Annotated in this window: 14 protein-coding genes; 2 read left to right on the top strand and 12 right to left on the bottom strand. The window is 44.6% G+C overall.

Going from position 1 to position 25,660, the window contains the following annotated elements; genetic code table 11:
* Nucleotides 1–184: 184 nt before the first annotated feature.
* A complete protein-coding gene (locus tag ACSX1H_RS08150) occupies nucleotides 185–928 on the bottom strand; it encodes a TonB family protein (protein ID WP_439183356.1) in 744 nt (247 codons plus the stop codon).
* Nucleotides 929–1,024: 96 nt separating this feature from the next.
* Entirely contained in the window at nucleotides 1,025–1,420 is a 396-nt protein-coding gene (locus tag ACSX1H_RS08145; RefSeq protein WP_439183355.1) for a hypothetical protein, read from the bottom strand.
* A gap of 920 nt (nucleotides 1,421–2,340) precedes the next feature.
* On the opposite strand from ACSX1H_RS08145, the gene ACSX1H_RS08140 reads away from it, so the two are divergent.
* The gene (locus ACSX1H_RS08140) at nucleotides 2,341–3,048 is read left to right on the top strand and encodes a hypothetical protein (protein ID WP_439183354.1); all 708 of its coding nucleotides are present in this window, start codon (nucleotides 2,341–2,343) and stop codon (nucleotides 3,046–3,048) included.
* A gap of 247 nt (nucleotides 3,049–3,295) precedes the next feature.
* On the opposite strand, the gene ACSX1H_RS08135 is transcribed toward ACSX1H_RS08140, so the two are convergent.
* The 10 genes from ACSX1H_RS08135 to lacZ all read right to left on the bottom strand — a co-directional run bounded on the left by ACSX1H_RS08135 (nucleotide 3,296) and on the right by lacZ (nucleotide 21,185).
* Nucleotides 3,296–3,634, bottom strand: a complete 339-nt coding sequence (locus ACSX1H_RS08135) for an SGNH/GDSL hydrolase family protein (RefSeq protein WP_439183353.1) — start codon at nucleotides 3,632–3,634, stop codon at nucleotides 3,296–3,298.
* Nucleotides 3,635–3,836: 202 nt separating this feature from the next.
* A complete protein-coding gene (gene amaB / locus ACSX1H_RS08130) occupies nucleotides 3,837–5,366 on the bottom strand; it encodes an L-piperidine-6-carboxylate dehydrogenase (protein WP_439183352.1) in 1,530 nt (509 codons plus the stop codon).
* A 144-nt stretch (nucleotides 5,367–5,510) separates the two neighbouring features.
* The gene (locus ACSX1H_RS08125; RefSeq protein WP_439183351.1) at nucleotides 5,511–6,410 is read right to left on the bottom strand and encodes a DUF1338 domain-containing protein; all 900 of its coding nucleotides are present in this window, start codon (nucleotides 6,408–6,410) and stop codon (nucleotides 5,511–5,513) included.
* Between the two features lies 1 nt (nucleotide 6,411).
* Entirely contained in the window at nucleotides 6,412–7,476 is a 1,065-nt protein-coding gene (locus ACSX1H_RS08120; protein ID WP_439183350.1) for a saccharopine dehydrogenase family protein, read from the bottom strand.
* Nucleotides 7,477–7,824: 348 nt separating this feature from the next.
* On the bottom strand, nucleotides 7,825–10,140 hold the full coding sequence (locus ACSX1H_RS08115) for a glycoside hydrolase family 20 protein (RefSeq protein WP_439183349.1): 2,316 nt from the start codon (nucleotides 10,138–10,140) through the stop codon (nucleotides 7,825–7,827).
* On the bottom strand, nucleotides 10,141–12,813 hold the full coding sequence (locus ACSX1H_RS08110) for a glycoside hydrolase family 2 TIM barrel-domain containing protein (protein WP_439183348.1): 2,673 nt from the start codon (nucleotides 12,811–12,813) through the stop codon (nucleotides 10,141–10,143).
* A gap of 21 nt (nucleotides 12,814–12,834) precedes the next feature.
* The gene (locus ACSX1H_RS08105; protein ID WP_439183347.1) at nucleotides 12,835–14,070 is read right to left on the bottom strand and encodes a glycoside hydrolase family 27 protein; all 1,236 of its coding nucleotides are present in this window, start codon (nucleotides 14,068–14,070) and stop codon (nucleotides 12,835–12,837) included.
* A gap of 21 nt (nucleotides 14,071–14,091) precedes the next feature.
* Complete coding sequence (locus ACSX1H_RS08100; protein WP_439183346.1) at nucleotides 14,092–16,251, bottom strand: alpha-L-fucosidase; 2,160 nt, start codon at nucleotides 16,249–16,251, stop codon at nucleotides 14,092–14,094.
* Nucleotides 16,252–16,394: 143 nt separating this feature from the next.
* Nucleotides 16,395–17,954 carry a sulfatase family protein gene (locus ACSX1H_RS08095; protein WP_439183345.1) on the bottom strand — a complete coding sequence of 520 codons (1,560 nt, stop codon included), beginning with the start codon at nucleotides 17,952–17,954 and terminating at the stop codon, nucleotides 16,395–16,397.
* Nucleotides 17,955–18,002: 48 nt separating this feature from the next.
* A complete protein-coding gene (lacZ, locus tag ACSX1H_RS08090) occupies nucleotides 18,003–21,185 on the bottom strand; it encodes a beta-galactosidase, LacZ type (RefSeq protein ID WP_439183344.1) in 3,183 nt (1,060 codons plus the stop codon).
* A gap of 282 nt (nucleotides 21,186–21,467) precedes the next feature.
* Between lacZ and ACSX1H_RS08085 the strand changes: the two genes are divergently transcribed.
* Nucleotides 21,468–25,574, top strand: coding sequence for a hybrid sensor histidine kinase/response regulator transcription factor (locus ACSX1H_RS08085; protein ID WP_439183343.1), 4,107 nt, complete (start codon nucleotides 21,468–21,470; stop codon nucleotides 25,572–25,574).
* Nucleotides 25,575–25,660 lie beyond the last annotated feature (86 nt).

The raw sequence follows: 25,660 nt of genomic DNA, 5'->3' as shown, positions 1-25,660 counted from the left end.
CAGGTCAGCACCCATTACATAAAATACAGGTATCAGCAGATACCGTACAAATGCTCCCGCTTACCATTGGTAGACGGGAGTTTTTTTACCTTACAACTAAAGAGTTTAACCCGCTAAAAACACAAAACTCTTACCAGCTATTGCCAGTTGATCCGACGGATGGCCGTTGTATTTTCTTCGACACTTATTCCAACACAAAGTTAATGGGAACGGTAAAAGATATATCCGAGGGCAAATTATGATGCCTCCCAGGAATCCATCGAGGCAGTAATTTCACCACCCTCATGGCTTCATTATTCAGGTCGCTGTGCGCCGAGCGTTCGATGGCAACATTTTCTACAAAGCCGTTTTCATTAACAATAAAAGAAACAAAAACTCGTCCGCTCACCCCATTCTGCTGGGCCTCCGGAGGATACACAACAGTAGTCGCAATAAAATTGGCCAAGGCCTCCGGGCCTCCTACAAACTGGGCCAGTTCATAGATATTCTGCTCGCCTTCCAGTTGCTTCCCATTTTCATCCCAAAATGTAAAGGCCTTTAATTTGCCGCGTTTATAATGCTCAATGGAGCTTACCGAGCCATCTTCGCGGTACCATTTCCATTCTCCCTTCATTTTGTCGTTTTTATACTCGCCATGCGAGCGTCGCCCTCCGCTGGGATAGAAATATTCAAAATAGCCCTGCCGCTTCTCCTGCAGGCTGCTTCGGTAGGTCCCACTCATTTGCAGCTGACCATTTATAAAATAATCCCTGACGTGACAGCGACGCCCTTTGCCCCTAAAGGCTTCCCGATAGTAAGCAGCCTGCTCCTTACCTACCTCTTTCCAATGCGTATCATAGTAGGTGACGATGGTATTTTGGGAATGGGCCATTTCAAAAAGAGAGCATACAATTAGCAAAAATGTAAATCGCATTTTTAGTGTATCCATAATTAGTGAGGTATAATAAATATGGCCATGAAGGACTGCTTTTGAGCTGTATTGATACATCCTTCATGGCGCAATGGGTTAATTCGGCAATGGTGTTTATTTATCGCCTATGCGTTTATTGGTTCGAACGTATATATGGGTAAAGGCCAATGCTTCCAAAACGGTGATATCCTTTAAAACCAGGCTGTCAGCATCCACCTTTACCAGTTCATACTGCCTGTTACCCAGGGTCAATTCATTGTCATTAAGGCGGTATCGGACATCCGTACTTTGGCTGCCCTGCTTCACTTTCATAGTGCCATCCTCCCTAAACAGCAGTAATACTTCCAGCGGCTCCGAGGTAGTATCCCCAAATTCGATTAGCGGCTCTATTTCCAGTTCATTCACTTCGTCCACTTTTTCCCAGGTTCCAACGAGCTGTGTTTTCTTTGGAGGACCACAAGCAGCCAGGAGTCCAAATATCAAGGCTGCAGTAATAATTAGTTTGTTCATTTGTGTTTAACTTTATTGTTTGAGGTGTTTATAAATTTTGATTAGTATATATCAAAACACTTAAAAGGTTACAAAAAGGAGGTAATAATAATCAAACACCTGTTTAATAAGGCCTAATACAGGGAGTAACTATTGATAAAATGCTGAAATACTACATTTGTAGCTTTACTAAATATTTCATCAATAAGCACAGAAAGACCCCCATATTTCCCATGCATAACTTAGCGTATTTACTACTAAATGAAGCAGATCTATTGTTTTTTATGAAAAATGTCTTATTTTCATTCCCGGTTTTGCTGGTTCTGCCAATCAGGCACCAACAAACACTAACTAATCGGTATTTAAAGAATTTTCAAAAGACTTAAGCCACTATGCTTAGGCGCCGTTCTTTGACATACTGATACCGCACACATTTTCGTCCCTGCCTGTTAAGTTCCAATCATAAAAGCTTTAGTTAATAGGTCTTTCCATCCTCCCGCTGAAACTAATCAGCACCTTATTGAAGCTTTGAGACACTGATTAAAGACCGACAGGGCGTTATTAACGTTTTCTATCTGCTTATTGAAACGTGTCTATCACTTATTAAAGATGGTAAGCACATTATTGAGGCTTTCCACCTGCTTATTAAGGACGGACAGCACCTTATTAATAATTTCCATCTACTTATTAAACCTTGCCTGTTGCTTATTGAGATGGGGCACAGCCTTATTAAAGGTTTCCCAGTGCTTATTATGGATTGACAGGACATTATTAACAAATTCCTTCTGCTTATTAGCGGTGAGGATCAATAAACAGACTCAGGAATATCGGAGTGATGAAGCCAACCACCATCACCCCCTTAAACCATGCACCAAGCTCCCTTGTGTCAAACAAGGCACCCTTTTCTTTATCCTATTCATTAACCATTAAAACTTTAAGGCATGAAAAAAACCGAGAGAACTTACAATTTAAGCGATGCAGTCCTGCTTCGCTATGGGAACCGTATAGCTGAGGTGATACCGGAAGATTTTGAGGCGTTTAAAACCTTTGACACCACGTTTCCCGACAGCTATCAGGCCGACCTGAAAACAAGCCTGGCCAGTGTAATGGCCCTCAAAACAGATATGGTCATAGTGGATGAGATGGCAGAGAAAACACAGGCCGTTCAAGAGGCTATGGCAGCCTGTAATTCGGCGTTCCGAACCATCAAATTTTTTGTGAACAAAGCATTTCCGGGCAATACAGCGGTGCATAACCAGTTTGGCTTTAATGACATTGCCAAAGCACGGCGCAACCATGGCACCATGCTGTTGTTTATGGGAGATTTTACCAAGGTGACACAAAGCTACAGAACAGCGTTGCTGGAGGCCGGTTGTAGTGAAGGCCTTCTTGACAGCCTGCCGCAGCTCCACCAGGAGCTACAGGAGGCGGAAACGGCTCAGGAGCTGTTTAAAAAAGAACGGGGGCTGCTCACCCAGCAACGCGTTGAGAAGCTTAATGAGTTATACAAATTGCTGACACCGGTAAGCGAAATGGCCCAAATTATTTATGCCAACGACGAGGCTCGCCGGGCCCGTTATTCCTTACCAAGTCCGAATGCATCCACCCCTTCATCGAGCAATGGTGCCGATGAAGTAACCGATGCTTGATAAACAGCGTTCGCGCTCAAATTTTATAAGCTGGTGAATACTTTTTTTTAGTTGCTATAGTTGAACCCGTTGGGCACCTGTTGTCTGGCGGGTTTTTTTGTGCCCAGCCCAGTCGCTCCTCTAAGCCGAGACACTCAAACCTGGCAGGCATGCCAATAATTGGAGACGAAAATGATTAAAAAAAGCATCCCGAAGCGTCATAAACAACTCCGGGATGCACAGGTTACAGTTATTAGCATGTATCATTTTATGGCATCGAAGGCGTCAGGCGTTCTGCCAGCTCGTTGGCAAACATGGCGGCCCCTTGAATACCAAAGTGGACTTTGTCGCTCAACACATCGGGGCGCAGATTGGATTCGGAGGTGATCTTATCGCCCTCAATGAGGTAAAGGCGCCTGTCCCCCTCTGACTGGAGCTGGTACACGAGGTGTTTCAAGGCCCTACTATACTCATTGGGCTTCACCCCTGTTCGCTCATTGCCCTCTGCCCGCGTATGTGTGAGGGTGATGCAGTAAATATTGGCCTTTGGCTGATTCTGCCTGATTTCCTTGAGGTAGCTCAGATAGGCCCCTGTAAACTCATTCACCCATAAAAAGATTGTTGCCCGGGCCGTCAGGATTGGCTATCAAACATCGGCTGTTACTCAGTTTGATCTGTAAGCCAGCCTACGCGAAAAGCCCTTTGCCTAAGGGAGTTGTGTTCAAAAAACAAAACCGCCAGACACGCAAAACTGAAAATACCATTCATTTTTGCGTGCTTAGCGGTTTCAAAACGCTGTTTTATCTGTTTCAAAGTTCAAATTTGATGCCTTGAGATAATGGCAATTCATCTGAGTAATTAATTGTCACCGTTTGGCGGCGCATGTAATTTCGCCAGGCATCACTGCCGCTCTCCCGACCGCCGCCTGTTTCCTTCTCACCGCCAAAAGCCCCGCCAATTTCAGCTCCTGATGTGCCGATGTTCACATTGGCAATACCACAGTCGCTTCCATTGTGCGACAAAAAGTATTCGGCCTCGCGGATATTCGTTGTCATAATGGTCGATGATAAGCCTTGTGGTACATCGTTTTGAATTTTTACCGCCTCTTTCAAATCATCATAAGCGATGATGTAAAGCAAGGGTGCAAACAGTTCCTTTTGAAGATTAGGAAAACTGGCATCGACCAAGGCAATGGATGGCGTAACATAGCAGCCGTTTTTCAGGTGGTCGGCCTCCAAACGTCCGCCCTCCACAAGCATCTGCCCGCCTAGTTTCTTGCACACGTCAATACCAGCCAGATAGCTCTCCACAGCCAGCTTGTCGACCAACGGGCCCATATGTGTTTTAGCATCTAAAGGATCGCCAATAGTAATTTGCGCATAAGCATTCACTAAGCGGCTAATCACCTCCTCCAGCACAGAACGGTGAACGATGAGGCGCCGGGTGGAAGTACAGCGCTGTCCGCTGGTTCCAATGGCTCCAAAATAGGCGGCCGGAATGGCAATGTTCAGATCCGCATTTTCGGTAATGATCATGGCATTATTGCCCCCCAACTCCAGTAGCGACTTACCAAATCGTTTGGCAACAGTTTGCCCAACCGCCTTACCCATCGGCACCGAGCCGGTGGCCGAAATTAAAGGCAAACGATTATCCTCGCTCATCCACTCTCCCACTTCTCTGGCACCGCTTATCAGGCAGCTAATACCTTGAGGCAGCTGATTGGCTACCAGTATTTCGGCAATGAGTTTTTGGCATACCAAAGCGGTGAGTGGCGTTTTTTCTGAAGCTTTCCAGATACAAACATTCCCGCATACCCAGGCTATGGCACTGTTCCAACTCCAAACTGCCACCGGGAAATTAAAGGCCGATATAATGCCCACAACACCCAAAGGATGCCACTGCTCATACATGCGGTGCATCGGGCGTTCGCTATGCATGGTAAGTCCATAAAGCTGACGCGATAAGCCAACTGCGAAATCACAAATATCAATCATCTCCTGCACTTCCCCATAACTCTCCTGCAGGCTTTTCCCCATTTCGTGAGCTACCAGTTTCGACAGCATCTCTTTCTCTTCCCTGAGTTTATGCCCAAACTGCCGCACAATTTCACCGCGCTTTGGAGCCGGGACATTACGCCATTTCAAGAAAGCTCCCTGTGCTTCTTCGACTACTTTTTGATACGCCTGTTTATCGGTAAGTTTAATGGAGGCAATGGGCTGATTATTATGGGGCGACAGAACTTCGAGAAGTGAACCGCTGGAGATTACAGACTGTTGACCCGTCCAGGAGCCCTCGTTAACTCCATTTATTTGAAAATGATCAAGAATATTTTGCAGCATATTTTTTTAAAATTTAAGTAAATGGATACGTTGCTGTATCCTTTAATGTCATTTGGAGGTGTCAGTCTTTTAAAACCTTATTAAAAGAAACCTGGTAACCAACACCAATATTTTTGAAATCTGATATCGCTAAAACTGAAACCGTCAGTTCACATTTTTACGTGTTTGGCTGGAATAGGTGCTTTCAAAAATTTTATCGGCATTGGCAGTTTCAAAGCCTTCTCGCCTGTGCGCTCTTCCAATTTTATCGGCAGGAAGGTGTGTAAATTCGGGCAATATTTTTCGTTCGGCAAATTCCACATAACTGCCAGATATTTTATGAATCTCATTACCCGCAAAGGTGGCATCAATCATTTGTGAAACCGATGAGCTTTGTTTCAGCAGCCCATCGCGACTGACTTTTATAAGTCCACCTGCATTGTTTAAGTTGATGCCAATATGCAACAGCAGCTTATTAAACTCTTCCAAGGTATTAAAGGGCTCCGGCAAATTATGAACACTTATGGTAAAATGGTTCAGGTAGTACTTATTATAAATCGTCCACGAAGCATATTCACTGACCTCTGCCAAGGTATTGAATTCATTCCAGCTTGGTGTGCGCCAAAGAGGTGAGTGTAAAAATTCATCAACCTTTGCGGCATCGTTAAGATCCAAGTCGTCCACCGGATCGCTTTTTACTTCATCGGTAAATGAGTGTATCAGCTTTTGAATGGACGAAGGAAAATCATCCACCCGCAGTTCGCTTATGAAAATGCGTGGCAACCTATCTTCGGGCGGTGCATACCAGCGGGCATCGATTTTTTTCTGCTCAAAATAATAATCGTCTCTGGGCTGGTAACCATGGTGTAAAAATATTTTTTCCAGCGATTGAATCCCCAGCTGCGGCACCCCAATTGTCCTGAAAGCGATATGGTCGTTTTCAATATCGGACAACTCTTGAATAATTCCCCGCTCCTTAAGAGCCTGAGTAATTTTTTTAACATCACTCACCCGCTGCTGATAACGGGTCATTAATCCTTCCAGTATTTGATTAAGTGTATCCATGCTACATTTGGTTTTTATAATACTGTCCATAGCTTGTTGACAGAAAATCATCCAGACTAATATCTTCTTGTTTCAAATAACCTTTTAAAGCGGTTTTCCCCTGACTTACCAGCTCAACAACACTGCATACACTGGCTGCTGTTGTCCAGGATATTGCCCGGTACTCCTTGCCATCGATCGTTTGTGGCAGATAGGTTTGGAAAAACTCCTCCCGAAAGAGCCGATCGGTTTGCCAACCTTCAACGGCCGCATAAACATGCACCATGTCTTCGTTAACAGGTGGTTTGGCAATGGTTAGCACTTCTTCCAGAATGTCTCTTTTATCCTTTAAAATAAGCTCTGTGATTAAAAACCGCATGAGCCGGGCATGTCCCGGATACCGTATTGTCTTGTAATTTAATGTATCGACCTTGCCCTCTAAGGTTTTACAGAGCGTTCCCAGGCCGCCACTCGTGTAAAAAGCCTCATATTCGCGCCCCTCAATGTTGATGGTTTCAAGCCCCATTAAGGACGAAACAAATTTTCTCTTGCCGTTGGCGATGACTTCAGCATCTTCAATGTACTCATTGATCACACCGGCCGGAGACCAGTTAAAGGAGTAACCTAACAGCCCGTTGGGATACCTGGGCAGCGCTCCTACACGCAACTCAACGTCTCTGAGCCGGGTAAACTTCTTGATGAGATCATAGCCCACAATGGCAATGTATCCGGGAGCCAGGCCACATTGAGGCGCCATCACTCCTTTTGAAGTTTCGGCAAGTGCCTGTATTTCGACTGATGTTTTAATATCCTCGGTTAAATCAAAATAATGTATGCCAAGTTGGTGAGCCACCTTCGCGATAACGATATTGTACTTATATGGCAAGCAGGAAACAACAGCATCGAATGATTTAAGCTGCTCCAGGGTAGCTGAGTGATCGGAAATGTCAATAATTGAACTTTGCAAGGGGAAAGGGCTGGTAAGTGGCTGCGAATCGAAACCGTGCACCTGAAAGGACTTGTTAAGAAGAATGGCCACCAAAGAGCCTACTTTTCCGAGACCAACTACGGCAATGTTTTTTATCATATGTATAGGTATTAGATTGTTATGTACACTCTTAAAGGTATGAAAGAAATTATTGATATGCACAATAAACTATCGTTGAAAGCTACGTTCTGCCCACTCCGCCTTGTCTGGTATAGTGTGTTAGGGCTTGCCCTTAAACACTGTTTAAATGGATAATACCTAAGCTTCAATAGATGCTGGTGTAACAGGCCTTAGCAGGAAGTTTTGATATGGGCTTTATGGGCAACTGATGTAAGAACAGGACAACAAAAAAGCCAAAAAGCGACATCGCTGGTTGGCAATGTCGCTTTTTGGCTTATCATTTATTCTGTCTGAATTAGAGTCAATAACTCCTTTGAGAAAGACAGCTTATTCGACTATGAGTTCATCGACAAAAACCCAGGCCGGTTTTCCTTCCCCATTATGTCCTTGCGGACAAACATTGCTTTGGGCTTTTACACGGATGTAACGGGCTTGTTTGGCATTTAGATCAATGGTAAAATCATGAATAACTTCTTCGGAGGATGGAGCAATAGGATTACTTATAGTCCCAACCTTTTTAAACCGGCGCCCATCAAGCGACACTTCAAATACCACCTCCTGTGGCATGAAAATCCAGTCGCGGTATTTTTGTAAGCAACCCAAGGTGATGCGCTTCACGTCCGTTACCTGGCCTAAATCGATGGTGGCCTCCACATCCTGCCCATTAAAACCATGCCAATATTGCACAACATTTGTTGTTCCGCGCACGCCATCTGTTAGTGAGTTTGGCCCGTCGGCTTTATAAGAAGAGCTGAACGCGTTCTTGTACTCTACCGCATGACCAATGGCTTCATGCATAACAAAATACTGGCTGTTAGGCGCCATGCCCATCACCTTGCCATTAACCACCGATGAAGCCTTGAGCTGCACTGAAGCATCAATCACCAGCGGGGCGGTATACTTTTGGCTCTCAACTGTTGGATCCTCACCATCCAGTGTGTAAACAATTTCAGCACCAGGCAGCTCGGTTGATAGCTCAACCGTTAACTGACCACCTTCGGAAACGGGTTGAATGGCCACCGTAGCATTGCCTACACAGTAGTTTAAACCTTTCTGTTCATACACTTTAAACTGTTTGCGGATGCGCTGATTAAAACTGCTCCAATCCTTGTTCTCCTGTGGCGTCCACACCACCTCAGCCAATGCAGCCATACGTGGTAAAACCATGTATTCGAGGTGTTCGACGGTGGTTATAAACTCCGTCCATACATTCGCCTGAGCTCCCAGCACATGCCCGGCATTCTTTTGGGACAACTCAGCTGGTACCGGTTCATAGTCATAAACGGTTTTCAGAGTGTTGAAACCGCCAATGGCCAGGGGTTCCCCAGCGGGGCCCGCCTGATAGTGATCGAAATAACAGGGTTTACCTGGCGTCATCACCACATCATGCCCCATGTTGGCAGCTTCGATGCCCCCTTTTTCGCCTCTCCAGCTCATCACTGTTGCCTGAGGAGCCAGACCACCTTCCAGTATCTCATCCCATCCAATCAGTTTCCGATTTTTGCTGACCAAGAATTTTTCGATGCGTTTGATAAAGTAGCTCTGCAGCTCATTCTCATCTTTCAAACCTTCACTTTTCATGCGCTTCTGACAGCTGGCACATTTCGTCCACGATTCTTTATTGACCTCATCGCCACCGATATGTATGTATTCTGATGGAAATAAGTCAATGACTTCCGTTAAAATATTTTCAAGAAAGGTGAAAACTGCATCATCGCCAGCACAATAATTGGAGTAAATATTGTCGTAATTACCTCCTGTAAGCGGCAGCTGCGCTTGCTTGTTACACGAAAACTCTGGATACGAGGCAATGGCAGAAGCCACGTGACCAGGCATTTCAATCTCCGGAACAATTGTAATATTCCGCTCTGACGCATAGGCAATGATCTCGCGAACTTGCTCCTGAGTGTAATAGCCTCCATAAGTAGGCACTTGGCCGGCTTTAGCTTGCGGACGCTCTGTCCAGGGCAAATGATTATAATCTACCCGCCAGGCACCTATATCGGTTAATTTAGGATATTGTTTAATTTCAATGCGCCAACCGGTATCGTCCACCAGGTGCCAGTGGAAAACATTCATTTTGTACGAAGCCATTAAATCAATGTATTCCTTAATCACTTCGGGCCCAAAAAAATGACGACTTACATCTAAATGCATTCCCCGCCACTTAAACCTTGGATAATCCTCAATTTCCAAACTTGGTAATACCAATGGAGCATTCGTGCGTATAGGCGGCAGCATTTGCAATACCGATTGCAACCCATAAATTATTCCTGCTTTTGCATTGGCCACTATCTCTATATGCGATGGTGTAACCAGCAAACGGTACCCTTCCTGCCCCAGAGATTCTGCTTTACTCAGCGATAGTTGGATGTCTTGCGCCTGCCCTTTATTTAGCTTCAGGTCGTAACCCGAAATTTTCTCAATGGCTTTAGTAAAGAAACGGGCAGCCTGCTCTAACTCCGGCTGATCAGCATTAAAACTGATGGTCGTTTTTTCCGTAATTTCAAAATTCCCCTCGCCCATTTGTACAGACACGGGTTGTGGGATGATTGTCCCCTTTTGCTGTCCCACTGCAGCAAGCGTAAAGAAAGCCAGAAGTACCAGGCTTAAACAAAACTGCTTCATATCTCCTTTATTCATTTATTTTCCTCCTTCTCCAAAAGCCTCTTGCTGACGTTCCACTTCCTTTAATTTCAGGTCGTTTAGCTCTTTTCTAAGACGCTCCAACTCCTTTTTCAGCTCGTCATCGCCAGCCTGATTAGTGGTTGTTTCCTGGCGCATCGTCTGTGCACGATCTTGCCACTCCTGCTGGCTATACAGTAACTTGTTGGCAGATGCCACACTTGTCAGCTCTAACTCAGCACTTAAAGGCACTTGACTTCCCGGCATTAATACAGAGGCAGAAATTTTAATAAGTCCCGCTTTTGTTGTGGACTGAATCAAGGCCGGAGCTGTTCCCCACACAACCGGACGAGGGTTGGCCATTATGGACGCATCGCCTATTAACTGCCCTTCTCCCGTTACCTCAAGTTTTACAAAATAATTATTGAGACGCTTGATGTTTCCGTTCTTATCAGCTACACCAGCCACCACAGTCACGCAATCTGACCCGTTTGCAGTTAATTCAACGCCTTCATCATCGACCCAAAGCACCAGCTTATGCGGTCTTCTGGCCGGTGTAATTCGGTGTGAGCATACCTTATTGCCATTAATATATCCATCGGCCTGCATAAATACTTCATTCTGTCGCTTCTTACGCGACAATGCTTTATCGGCCATAAAATCATACACATCCTCAAAAACGATTATCGGATTGGGGATGCCATCGCCAGTTGCCTCTTTCTTATATACATACTCTTTCCCATCCTGGAATACCTGCAGACGTACCTCATCGCAGTTTGAGTACACAGTCACATCAGGTGACGAAAAAGGCGTCATCTCATGGGCGATGAAAACGCTCGGTCCGTTTTCTGCCAGCTGGTCGCTACTCTCTGAAGAGCGCTGTGCTTTAAATAGTTCGTAGGCATACTTTGGCTGACGAAATGCATCCATAATACCTCCATAGAACGGATCCGGATGATAGCCCCTCTGGTGATCAAAAGAGTGCCACAGGCAGCCTCCTACATGCTGTCGGTTAGCGCGGTACAGCGCATCAAAGCTGGTCGCCTTATAATCGGGCTTTGCATAATGTTTCGCTTGTATCAGCATGGCCTGCTCTCCCCAGGCTCTGTTAACACGGCTGGGTGAGTTATGAGAGTTCCAATCATCCACATTATCGCCCCATTCACGTGTAAAATAGGTTTTATTTGGATCCAGATGTTTTACGCCGCCCAAATCATCGCCGTTGGTTGGATGGCCAAATAAGATATCGAAATGTTCGTTCCCTTTGGCTTCCGCATCGCACGCGCAGTAGCACCCATCAAAAGGAAACTCCTCTTCAACGATGTTGCGGGTGTTTTTTGCAAAATAATCAGGATACCAGGTTTCATTTAAAATTGGCTCCCACAACCAAACACTCACATGATTTCTGTCGCGGCGAACCATGTTTCGTATATCGTGATAAACGCGCTTTTCAAAGATGGGATCTTCGTTCCAGAACTGCCAGCCGGGTGTGTTCACAATAACAAACAATCCCAATTCATCACAGGCATCCATAAAAGCCGGATCTTGCGGATAATGGGCATTCCTGATGACTTTTAAGCCTACGTCTCTCAATTTTTTGGCATCGCGCCAGTGCAAACTATTGGGCAGTGCATTGCCCAGAATAGCGAAATCCTGATGGCGATTCGCTCCAATCAGTGGTTGTGGATAAGGTTTACCGTTGAGCCAAAAGCCCTGCTCGCCTTTAAACTCAAGGCTGCGGATACCAATGCGCTTGCGGTAGCCATCAATCACCTGACCATTTTCGTCTTTAACCCTTACTAACAGATTGTACAGGAACGGCGAATCGGGTGACCAAAGCTTTGGATCGGTCACATGGGCTGTCAGGCTTACGCTTTTGGCATTACGCCCTTTAAGGCGCAACTTGGCCGCTGATTCCATCACTTGATTTCCTTCACGATCCTTTAGTTCGTACTCGATGGTTCCCCTAAAAGCACCTGCCTGCTCATTGCGAACATGCGCTTTAAGCACCAATTCGGCACTTTGCTCCGACACCTTATCAAAAGCTACCAGCAGGCCTCCGCCAGCCACCTCGTCCTCAAAATTAGGGTCTGTAACGTACACGTTATTGTGTGCTACCAGCCAACAATCGCGGTAAATCCCTCCAAAGTAGGCAAAGTCAAGCATTTCCTGAGGTTTCCCCGGAGGATATAAGGGATCGTTGCTGTTGTCGGCCAACACGGCAATAACATTATCGCCCTCCCAGTTAATGTAGTTGGTTACATCGGCAATAACAGGCAGGAAACCACCAAAATGCTTCTTCACCAGCTGGCCGTTTATCCATACTTTTGACTTGCCCATGATGCCTTCAAAGTGCAAAAACAGTTTTTTCCCTTTGATCGCTGGGGCCGGTTCGAAATGCTTCCGATACCATACTTCGCCCTGGTAGTTAATACCCCCACTGGCCTCCGTTGGCAAATATTCGATTCCGTGTGGCAGTGCCACTACCTCCCAGTTACTGTCATCAAAATTATTTTTGTAGGCCTCGCTATTACTTCCTTTATAAAAACGCCACGCAACATTCATTGAATAGACTTCACGGCCTGTATTCTGTAACTGGAAAAATCCAGCCGTGGAAAATTCCGGATTATAACTGGCTGCCGTACTCAAGCAGCACAGCAGTCCAATCAGGCCTAAAAGCAAATTTCTCATTATTAATTGGCTTTATATTAATTATTTGTACTGGTATACATTATAGGGTTTTGACTGACCTTTGAGGCGCAAAACAACTACTCCATGAGCTGGCACATCAAAGCACAGGCTCTTATCGTTTAATGTTTCTGAGGTATGTTTAGCCCACAAATCGCGGTAGGTATAGCCTCGTGTTGCATCGATTCCAACCGCCTCCAATTCAAATTCCATTGACGCTGGTGTTTCGCCGCGGTTCAGTAAGGCCACTGCCACTTCTCCACTCATGGTTGATCCCAATGGTTTGCCCCACACTTCCAATTCACCCAGGTCGATGATGCGACGTGCCTGGTAACACAAAGGGTCCTGATTTAAGGCGATAACTTCTTTGTTGGTTAGAATTTCAAGTGTTTGTTCCGACATGGTGCTAAGGTCATTGCCTGCCATAAGCGGCGAGTTCATCATGCACCACATTGAAAAATGCGCTTTATCTTCCTCATAACTCATGCCACGGCCAACCTGTAGCATATCCATGTCGTTAAAATGACCGGGAGAGGCATGCTTCCACAGGTCAGCATTCAAATCGATAATGTGCAAAATGGAGTGGAATTTATTATCAATATCGCCCGATATGCGCCATGAATCAGCAATAGAAGTTGCCCATATTCCGGGGAATTCCCACCGACAAATGTTATAGATTGTGCCTGGTTTAATTTCCTTGATGATATTTGCAATTTCGGTATAACGGGTTTCTTCATCCAGGCCCAGCCACTGGCCACCACACCAGTCTACTTTAATAAAATCGTAGCCCCAGTCTTTGAGCATCAAGGTCAAATCCTGACGATCATGGCCATAAAGCCCCATGCCCACACCAATGGTATCTTTATCCCAGTACGATGCACACGTATTGATGCCCGCATCGGAATAAATTCCTGCCTTTAGCCCTTTACTGTGAATATAATCCGCAATTACTTTCATTCCATTTGGAAAACGGGTTGGATGCGGAATAATATTTCCCTGCTCATCACGACCTCCAAAAAAGCCATCGTCGATGTTTATAAAGTTATAGCCCGCCTCTTTTAAACCACTTGACACCAAGGCATCGGCCTGCTTTTTAATAATGTCTTCTGATATATTTACTCGATACTGATTCCAGCTGGCCCAGCCCATTAAAGGGGTAAGCTGCTTTTGAGTAGTTTGGGTAGATGGCTCCTTCTTTGTGTTTTGACAACACGCAGTTGTTAAAAAAACAGCCACTACTAAAAATGCTATTTGCTTCATTTCAATAACTTATTATGATGTTTATTTTGTGATCACGCCCAATTCACCAACTGAAACCCAAGCCTCATTATATGCACCGGCTGTGCTTTGTAACTTAATGAAACGCGCCGGATGGCTACTATTAAAACGGACATCCTGTTTAACCGGGTTGTTTTTAATATTGCTAAACTCTCCTTTAGCGATAACCGGTGTCCAGTTTTTTCCATCGGTACTTACATAAAAGGCATACTTAAAGATGGTTCCACTCTTGTTATGGTCGCTGCGAGGGGTATAGCTAAACCCTTTTAAATTCAGTTGCTCACCTAAATCAATTGTAATGAAATGCGGGTGTGCTTTTACCTGATCGCCCCACGGGGTATGCCACATGGTAGCCGGATTTCCATCAATGGCGAAATCAGCGCCGAACTGCTCGGTTTGTGCACTCACATTAACCACCTTCCATTTTTTGGTACAAATATCAAATTGCTGCGTAACCACACTACTTTGTTGAGCAAAATCATTAATAAAAGCACGGGCTTTCACTAGTCCGCCTTTTGGCAAACTAAAGGGAGCCGTGTAGGGCGTTGATTTGGCCGTAGGTTCTGTGCCGTCTAAAGTATAGGTAATAAGCGGGTGTGGTGTTTCGGTTTGAATAGTCACCATTCCATCGCGGTCGCGATTAATAACTGGCTCTGATAATATTTCGGGCGACAGGTAAAGTGCAATGTTATTAATGAGTGCTCCATCGCGTGCCTGCTCAATGGTTACCCTAATTTCGTCGGTGGTAATATTGGGAAAGCGAAGCAGGCGTTTGTAGCCAATCGTGGTTCCATTGGCTATCTCGGTCCAGTTACCAGCCACTTTGGCTTCCACCTTAAATTTTTCAACTCGCTGACCTTTAGCGATGTATTCCTGCAGCATTATCACATTAACTTTCTGCGGCTGTTGGAGCTTATAGCTTGCTGAAACTGGCAGTTGCGAGATACTCCAATAGGTATCATAAGCATCATCAGTGGCTTTTTCTGCCTCTTTAACATCCAGAGCATGTGCCTCTGCCATCAGGTTTTCGTCAAATGTTGCATCCAGGTAAGATTTAAATGCTTTTAAACAAGCCACGTCATTTTCATGAATCAGGCCACGCGTATCAGGAGGTATATTTAATAACAAAACGGCATTCATACCCACCGAATTAAAGTAAATATCAACCATTTTGGTTAATGATTTCACTTTGTCATCTTCGTGCTTGTGGTAGAACCATCCCGGTCTGATGGACACATCCACTTCGGCCGGATACCAAAATAGATGGTCTGCTTTTTCGATAATGGCACGGCTGCCTAAATCCTTCGATTTAGCTTTCAGTTCCAGTTTTTCGTTGATAGCGGCCATTTCTGGACGACCACCGGGCGCATAGGCAGTCACACTCCATTCAGTTTCCCTTCCATAGCCCGTTTCTGTACCAACCCAGCGTACATCTTCTCCCATAATGGCTGTTACAGCATCGGGTTGATGCTTTTTTATGGTGGCGTAGTAGGATTCCCAATCGTACTCTTGTTTTTTCCCGTTGGGCCCTTCACCACAAGCGCCGTCGAACCATACCTCATCTACATTTCCGTACCAGGTAAGCAGCTCGGTTAGTTGTTGGTTAAACATATCGTTATAAGCCGGTGAATCGCCATAGCACTCTGCGTTGCGATCCCAAGGTGACAGATAGACACCAAACTTAAGGTCAAATTCATCACAGGCCTCTTTTAATTCCTTTACTACGTCTCCTTGCCCATTTTTCCAGGGTGCTGAAACGACTGAGTGTTGGGTTGTTTTGGTTGGCCAAAGGCAAAAGCCATCGTGGTGTTTAGCGGTAAGAATAACCATCTTCATACCGGCATCGCTCAATGTTTTGGCCCATTGGCGAGCATCTAATTCTGTTGGGTTGAATAGTTGCGGAGATTCGTCTCCATGTCCCCATTCCATATCTGTAAAGGTATTTATGGTAAAATGAATAAACGCTGTCATTTCCATTTTTTGCCAATCCAGCTGTTGGGGTGTTGGTACCACATGAGCTGCCATTTTAACCTTTTCTTCCAGGCTGACATTCTCCCCAAATTTTACTTCTTTTACGAAAACATCCTCTTTACTGGCTTGCGAGCATCCAAGCAGTGCTCCGGCACATAAGATTAATCCAATGAAATATTTCAATTTTACCATGCTGTAACGTATTTAAAAGACGAATGTCGTTAAAATGGACAATTCTGTTATTCCAACTTTAAATCAGGAACAGCACATCTATTATGCACTGTTCCTGTTTGTTTTTCAATCATTTAAAGCACATGCTTCAATGTAGTTTCAGATTAATAGGTGCTTCGGTCCGTATCCTCATACTGCTCCTGAAGCTCTTCAAGCTGCTTTTTCAATTTTTCGACCAGCGGCTTCATCGATTCACGATTGTAAAGGTTAACCATTTCGTTTGGATCGTCAACCAGGTCATACAATTCCCACGCATCAATATCATTATAGAAATGGATCAACTTATAACGGCCTGTGCGAATACCATAGTGACGCTTGACCATGTGCTCGTTCGGATATTCGTAATAATGGTAATAGATCGCATCCCGCCATTCCGGTTCCTTTTCCTCAAATAATTTGACTAACGATTGGCCCTGCATCTCGGCAGGAACATCAATACCTGCCACATTAAGAAACGTTGGGGCATAGTCGATATTTTGCACTAACTGGTGCAACTGTGTATTTGGCTTTATTGCTTTTGGATAGCGCATAACCAGTGGCGTTCTTAAAGACTGCTCATACATAAAGCGCTTATCGAACCATCCATGCTCACCCATATAAAAGCCCTGATCTGAAGTGTAAACGATAAGTGTATTATCCAATTCTCCTTTTTCTTCCAGGTAATCGAGCAAGCGGCCAACATTATTATCTACAGATGTTACGCAACGCAGGTAATCTTGCATGTAACGCTGATATTTATACAATGCCAGCTCTTTGCCTTTTAGGTTTTTCGACTTAAAATCAGCAATTACCGGCTCATATTCCTTGTCCCAGGCAGCCCTTTGTTCAGGGTTCATTCTGGCAATCATGTTCTCGTAGGCACTGCGGTACTGCGTCTGGATTTCACCTTCTTTATCAAGTAATTTCAGGTCGTAAACCAAATCCATGTCCTTATCGATGCTCATGCGCTGTTCAGCAGCCGCCTGACGTCCTTTGTAATCATCGAAAAAGGTTTCGGGCACGTCAAATTCCTTGTTTTTAAACAAATGGAACAACGCTGTATCTGGTTGCCAGATGCGGTGTGTCGCCTTGTGATGCACCAATAAACAAAAGGGTTTATCATCATCCCTGTTCTCGAGCCAATCAATACTCTTATCGGTAATAACATTGGTCACATATCCCTCTGAGGTAATGGTATCGCCATTATCAATAAAATCAGAGTTGTAGTAATCACCCTGCTCAATCAATACCTCATAGTTATCGAAACCTGTAGGCAAGCTCCGCAAGTGCCATTTACCAATCAGACTGGTCTGGTAACCATTCTTACGCAAGATTTTTGGGAATGTCATCTGACTTCCGTCAAAAGTAAGCGTGTTATTAATGTGTCCGTTCTTATGGCTGTGTTTACCCGTAAGCATTACGGCGCGGCTGGGACCACAAATAGAGTTGGTTACAAAACTATTTCTAAAGATAGCGCCCTCCTCGCCAATGCGATCCAGGTTGGGCGTTTCGATGAAACGATCATCGTATGCACTAAATGTTTGCAAGGAGTGATCATCAGTCATTATAAACAAAATATTAGGCTTTTTTTGCGCCTTTTCATTTTCTTTGACTGAATTACAACCTGCAAATAAGAGGCTCACAAGCCCTATCATTACAGATATATTCTTATACCCTTTGTTCATTTGTTTATTAATTTCTAAAGTTCAATTAATTTATATGATCGGCAATAATTATTTTATCACAGATAGCTTATAGGTATAACTATAATTACCTGGTTGAATGCGATACTGCTCAATGGTTTTTGACTTTTCAGACCATGAGTTGGTACCACCCACACCCACCTGAATCAGATCCACATTAAGCGTCAGGTGCTCTGCTTCTTCCAACTCGTTAATGTGCTTGGCTTGTTCCAGGTTGTCAGCTGTCCACGGCCACACAGAAGTGCTTAATGCCTGCTCACCGGTAATTCTTAATCCTTTCCCTTTATTGTTAGTCAGCTCTAACCAGCGCACTTCGGTGTAGTTGCTGCACTCCTGCGGAGTCACGTAGTGGTGAACAAAATCTTCCACTTTACCACTGTGCACATCCAGTTCGGCTGCAAAAGCACGGTCATTATAGTTTTCCCATGGTCCTTTACCGTAAAACTTCATGTTTTGCAACGATTTACTGATTGCCAATTCTGAACCAATTCGCAATGGCATTGGCATTTGTTCGCTCATATTTACTGATAAACGCACCACTACGTTAGCCTGATTATCGATGCTGTAGTTAATTGCTACGTTTAACGAATCGCTATAAACCTGCGTTACACTCACCTGGTAACCTGCTGCGTCTATCTGATCAACAGCTACAGTAACCTTTGCATTGGCATCCTTCAGGTCGTTCCATATGCCCGATTGCTTATGTGATTTCCATCCACGGAAATCGTTATCGGTTTGCGGACGCCAGAAGTTAGCCTGAGGACCGACCTCAATTAGCTCCTGCCCTTTGTATGAATAGCTGGTCATCTCACCAGTCAGCTTCGACCACTTTATTTCGAAGGCCTTGGTACCGATTACAATTTGCTCGTCCGACTCCGTCAGCACTAAACCTTTAGTACCTGCACCAGTAGTGGAAACAGCAGCAGCCTGCGGAGCAATTACAAATTGTTGTTTAGCGATTTCATAACCAGCCTCTGAGTACAACGTTTTGTTTCTTTGATGCATACTCACACGCAACACATACTCTTTGTCTGCGCTAAATTTTACTTTATGCAAGGGCAGCGTTACCTCCTCTTTTTGTCCAGGCTCAAGTACGAAATCATCCAGCTCACCCGAACGAAGCACTTTGCCTTGCTCTGCTACCGACCATTTGAAATAATAGTCGCTGGTTGAAATGAAGTTATACAAGCTTTCAATGGTAATTTTTCCTTCTTTGGCACTGATGGCCTCAATACGAACGGGCTGGAACACGTATTTACATTCCTGCAACTGAGGCTTCACTGAACGATCCGGGTTCACAATACCATTAAGACAGAAATTACCCAGGTTTGGCTGATCGCCAAAATCGCCACCGTACTTCCAGTAAACGGTACCATCTTCATCCTCGGCACGGATGCCCTGATCAATCCAATCCCAAATAAATCCACCTGAAATAATAGGATATTGGTAAACAATGTCCCAAAACTCTTTTAAGTGTCCAAGTGAGTTACCCATTGCATGCGCATACTCACACATCACTACCGGACGCTTTAGTTTTGAGTTAGAACCTAACGCCTCCAATTGCTCCAGTGAAGGATACATACGGCTTAACATATCCACATAAGCCGGATCAGTTGGGTTAGCCATTGTGCTGTGGTAGTTAACACCCCACTGCTTCGAAGTTAATGGAATATAATCGGGATGCGTTGGCTGTCCCTGAGCTCCTTCGTAATGCACCAGACGGGTCGGATCAAAATCACGAATCCATCCGGCAGCCGCTGCATGATTAGGACCACAACCAGACTCGTTTCCTAGCGACCAGGAAAAGATAGAGGCGTGGTTTTTGTCGCGTTCCACCATGCGAATTACTCGATCCATAAAGGAAAGATTCCACGATGGGTCATTGGCCAACTTACCTCCATAACCATGCGACTCAATATTTGCCTCATCCATCACATAAATTCCATACTGATCGCACAACTCATAAATATATGGATCATTCGGGTAATGCGCCGTACGCACAGCATTTAGGTTATACAGCTTCAACAGCTCAATGTCGCGCTTCATCTCTTCACGAGTCATTGTTTTTCCGCCTCTATCACTATGGTCATGTCGGTTGACCCCTTTAAGTTTAACTGCCTGACCATTTACCAGGAATACCCCTTTATCGTTGTACGTGTACTCTCTGAATCCTACATGGTTACTGCGGGCTTCAATCACTTTACCATTCTCATCAAGCAAAGTTAAAACGGCTTTATACAGATATGGCTGCTCATCACTCCACAAACGTGGCTCTTTAATGCTGGCCTCCATTCGGCCAAAGTAAACATTATCACGGGCAGGGTACCACTCGTTGATAATGCTTTTAACTGACATGCGCATAGCACTATCCAATACCGCTTTCCCGGTATGATCATACAGGTTTACCTCAAGATTCCAATCTTTATACTCCCCTTTGAAAGCAACTACTTCGGGCCTTACCTGGAACAAGGCTCCTGTATAGTCAGCATTCAGCTTAGTACGAATAAAAAAGTCGTTGATATGAATGTTTGGCTGAGCCATCAGATAAACCTCGCGATGAATACCACTCATGCGCCAATGGTCCTGATCTTCAAGGTAGCTACCATCTGACCAACGAATTACCTGTACAGCCAGTTTGTTTTTACCGGGTTTCAGGTACTTGGTTAAATCAAACTCAGTAGGCAGGCGACTGCCCTGGCTATATCCCACATACTCACCATTTAACCAACAATAGAAAGCTGAAGATACGCCTCCAAAGTGGATAATAACCTGCTCGTTATTCCATTTCTCAGGCAGTTCGAATTCTTTAATATAGGAGCCCACCGGATTGGTTCTGTCGATTAAAGGAGCATTGGGCGTAAACGGATATACCTCATTGGTATAAATTGGTGTACCATACCCGTGCATTTCCCAACAAGATGGCACTGGGATAAGTGACCACTCGCTGGCGTCATAATTGTTAGCAACGAAATCGGTTGATCGCTGCTTACTGTCGGGGGTAAAATTAAATTGCCAGTCCCCATTTAATAATTTGATTTCTGCCTGTTCTCTATCCATACTCTGGGCAGCACTAACTGTTCGGAAAGAGTAAGAGGTCGCTCGGGCTTCCATCTTATTCTCCTGAATCACGCGCTGATTTTCCCATATGTTGCTTTGGCCCCTCGCGCCACCAACAACAAACAAAGCACACACGGCTAAAACTAATCTAATCATTCTCTAGTTTTTTAGATGTTTAAATTGTTTAACTCAATTCAATTACCCACAAATTTACGCATCTATCAACGTTTTGGTAAGGGACGATTTCGTCAAAAAACACTGCTTTTTTGTTCGGTAACATGGGGCGTATTCTGTTCAAAATAGGATGACATTTTATTCACCCACCCAGCTAACTCACTAATGCATTGACTTTTGTCTGAATAACAGGAATTGACGTATATACATCAGTGGTCTGAAGTTTTTCGTACTTTTGGTAGGTCAATCAATATAAATAAGGGAATGATGCCACAACGACTTCTTGCGATTCTTATTTTTGCATGCATTTTTCAGTTTGTATCAGGTGCCAAATACACGATCAGTGCTGATTACATCACGATGCAGGAAGGGCTGTCAGACAACAATGTCAATGCCATTCTCAAAGACCAGGCGGGGTTTATTTGGTTTGGCACCTCAGATGGGCTAAACCGCTACGATGGATTTACCGTTAAATCGTATCACACCCCTAATTCATCGCTCAACATTAATTTTTTATACCAGTGCTCTGAAGGGTACCTTTGGGTAGGAACCCCTAACAGCCTGCACATATTCAACCCTGTTACCGAATCATTTTTAACCACTGTGAATCTTAGCCCCGACAATGCGGATAACCTGATCAGGCTAACAGGTATTGCCGGCGACCTTGAGCAGGGCCTGCTATTAGCCACCAATTCGGGTTTAGCGGTATTAACGTTCAGTGAGCCGGTTCCTGATGGAGAAAATGCTCAAATAAACTGGTTGCAAAACAATGCATCCAGCAGTACGTATGCCAATGTTTTTACCGCCATTGCCAACGAGCAAAATGGCACCTACTGGCTTGGTACGCCAACCAATCAACTGGTAAAATATGTGCGGGAAACAAACACATTCACGTCCTTTGAGCTCCAGCGTTCCAACCCCACTCATAGCCAGTTTACCATCACTAATCTGCAGTTAATCGATAACCGCCTGATAATTTCCACGGTGGGGAACGGAATCTACCTCTTTGACACAAAAACAGGCGACACCAGTGTGATTGTTCATCAAGGTAGCGATGAATCGATTATCAGCCATAAAGATGTGTATGGGGTAGTAAAAGATTCGCACGGTAGTTATTGGGTGGCTACCTGGGATGGGTTGGATCATCTGCAGGAGCTCAGTGCCACAACGCATAGTGAGCATTATAACTGGGATCATCCTTTGTTTAAGGATCAGCTGGAAAACAGGATGATATCCATATTAGCCGATCCCTCAGGTGTGGTATGGGTTGGCACCCACGGCGGCGGCGCTGTAAAAATTAATCTTGAGAAACAGTTTTTCAACCGGATACGGTTCAATAGCCTTTATGAAGTAAAATCTTTTACCAGCGATGCCCATCAGCTTTATACTGCGCTCTACCATGGTGGCATAAAAAAAACTACCCTGCCTCTCCCCTCCAATGGAGTTTCAAGCTTTGAACAGTTTTCGACAAAAGGCACTGGCAAGCGATACATCCCTACTGACATCGTTCTCTCATCGGTAAAAGATGAAGAAGGTAACATTTGGTTTGGCACAATGGAGTCCTCGCTGCTGCTTTACCAACCCAAACAGGACATAATCAGGGAAGTACCCGTTAAGATCACAAACCAAAGAGCATGGAAGGGCCGCATCAATGCGCTTCTCATCGACCGGCAGGGACGCTTCTGGTTGGGTACCAGCAATGGGCTGGTATTGTTCGACAGGCAAACCAATACATTTCGCCTCAGTCAATCGAATCCTAAAGCCCAATACCAGCTTACCGGTAATTACATACGCGCACTTTTGGAGGATCAGCAAGGCAATATATGGGTGGGCACCAACAGAGGACTCAATAAATTAATCTACCACGAAGATTACACCTTTCAATTTAACCACTTTAATGACCTGCACCCCTCAAGCTACCTGCTGGATAATAATGAGGTATGGGCACTTCATCAAATGCCTGACGGGCGCATCTGGATAGGTTATCGCAGTGCGTTGGGGTACTACGATGCTTTGCAATCAACCATTCACTTTTTAAATAAGCGCGATGGACTGTGTCACAACTTTGTGACCTGCTTTACACACCATAGCGATAACTCCTTATGGATTGGCACTAACTCCGGGATCTCGAGACTGAATACCCAGGACCTGAGCTTTACCAATTATTACATTGCCAATAACCTGCGTGCCGCATTTAAAACAACAGACGGACAACTGCTGTTCGGGAACAACAAGGGCCTGCTATACTTCTACCCTGACAGCATTAAAAAACGAAATTTTAAAACCCCGGTTTACATTACCGATATCCTGATTCAAAACCGAACCGTTGACGTTAATGAACCGGTAAATGATAAGGTAGTACTGTCCAAAGCTGCTCCTTACACCTCTGAAATTGACTTGTTTCACCCCATCAACAGCCTGGCGATTAACTATGTTGGCTTATCGTACCTTAATCAAAAATCCAATCAGTATAAATACAGGTTGACTGGCCTTGAGAACGATTGGACCACAACAGATGGGACACAACGCAGCGTTACCTACAACAACCTAAAACCGGGCAGCTATCGTTTTGAAGTTAAAGCAGCCAACAGCGATGGCATGTGGAATGAAGAGACCACCCATTTACGAATAACCATCCATCCGGCATGGTATGCCAGCTGGTGGGGACGTTTACTACTTATCAGTCTCAGTGTGTTGGTGTTAATAACTTTGTATCTACTCCGAATGAAACAGATCTACCGGGCCAAAAACCTGGAGCTACAAAGCAGGGAGTTAGAGCACGAACTGACCATTGCCCGCATTGAAAGAAGCAAAGAACATGAACTGGCTGAAGTAAAAAGCCGCTTCTTTACAAATATATCGCACGAACTTAGAACACCACTTACTTTAATAATGGCTCCGGCCAAAGACCTGATTAAAGATACAACACTGCCTGATGCGGTAAAGCACAAGCTGGCAACCATCCACCAGCAGGCTCAGCAATTGTACGAATTGATTAGCCAACTGTTGGATCTGCGGAAAATTGAAGTTGGACAAATGAAGCTTCAGGCCTCTGAAAATTATATTGAGAAGTTTATTGTACAGATAGTTGAACACTTTAAGCCTTATGCTTTGCACAAAGGCATTAAGCTTATAATAAGTAAGCCTGATGGCGACACCCTGCTTTGGTTTGATGTCAAGAAATTGCACATTGTCGTTTCCAACTTACTGTCAAATGCTATAAAATTCTCTCCCGCCAAGGAGCAGGTAATTATACGCTTAAGCTGCACTGACAATAAGTATTATATAACAGTAACAGACAATGGACCGGGCATTCCTAAGAACGAACTGGAGAAAATATTTGAACGTTTTTATCAAACTAAGAACCAACCAGTAAGCGACCATAGCGGCTCAGGTGTTGGCCTATCGCTGGCTCAGGAATTTATTCTGCTTCACCATGGCAACATTAAGGTAAGCAGTGCACCGGGACACGGTGCCGAATTTACAATAGAGCTTCCTCTGGGCGATACACATCTAAGTCAAAACGAAAAGGGCGAGAGTACTATACGCAGCACCAGCATAGAAAAGGCACCTATACCTGACCAGACTCCTACCCCAATCACCCCCCCGGATGCCAATCCAATTAAACTATTGTTGGCTGAAGACCATCAGCAGCTGAGGGAGTACTTAAGTGCTCTATTGAGTAATGAATATACCGTGCTTAGCACCAATAACGGAAAGGAAGCTTTTGCGGCATTAAAATCAGAACTGCCGGATATTGTTGTATCGGATATTATGATGCCTGAAATGGACGGCATTGAACTCTGTGAAGCCATAAAGAATGACGATACACTCTGTCATTTACCCGTTATTTTATTAACGGCTAAAAGTGGCGACAAAGACATAATAGAAGGCCTGGAAAACGGTGCCGATGATTACATTACAAAGCCTTTTACCCCCGAAGTATTGCTCGCTAAAATAGATAATTTGGTAAAAAGCAGGCGCCAACTCAAAAAATACTACAGCCAGAAGCTTACCTTATCATCTTCCGAAATAGAAATAGATCCGCATCAGGAGCAGTTTATTAAACAAGCAATTGATATTGTGGAGCATAACCTGACCAATCCGCAGTTTAATGCATCATTACTGGCAGAATCGTTAAACATGAGTCAGCCAACGCTCTACCGACGCATCAAAACATTTACCGGAAATAATATTGCTACATTCATTCGCTCCATCCGAATCAGACAAGCAGCCCTGCTACTAAAATCTGGTAATTACACGGTTGGCGAAACGGCTGCACGTGTTGGGTTTAATGACCTGGCCTATTTTCGAAAGTGCTTTAGTCAGCAGTTGGGGACTACTCCATCGAAGTATAAAAACAGCCTGTAACAGCTTGGCTGTTCTTTTGTTTTGAGAGCTTTAATACCCGCGGTTGGATATAGTTAACGCACCATTAGAGGCTGCAGCTACCAACT

Source organism: Carboxylicivirga taeanensis (genome assembly GCF_051851475.1).
GTDB classification, from domain to species: Bacteria; Bacteroidota; Bacteroidia; order Bacteroidales; family Marinilabiliaceae; genus Carboxylicivirga; species Carboxylicivirga taeanensis.
This window is presented reverse-complemented; position numbering and strand designations above follow the sequence as displayed.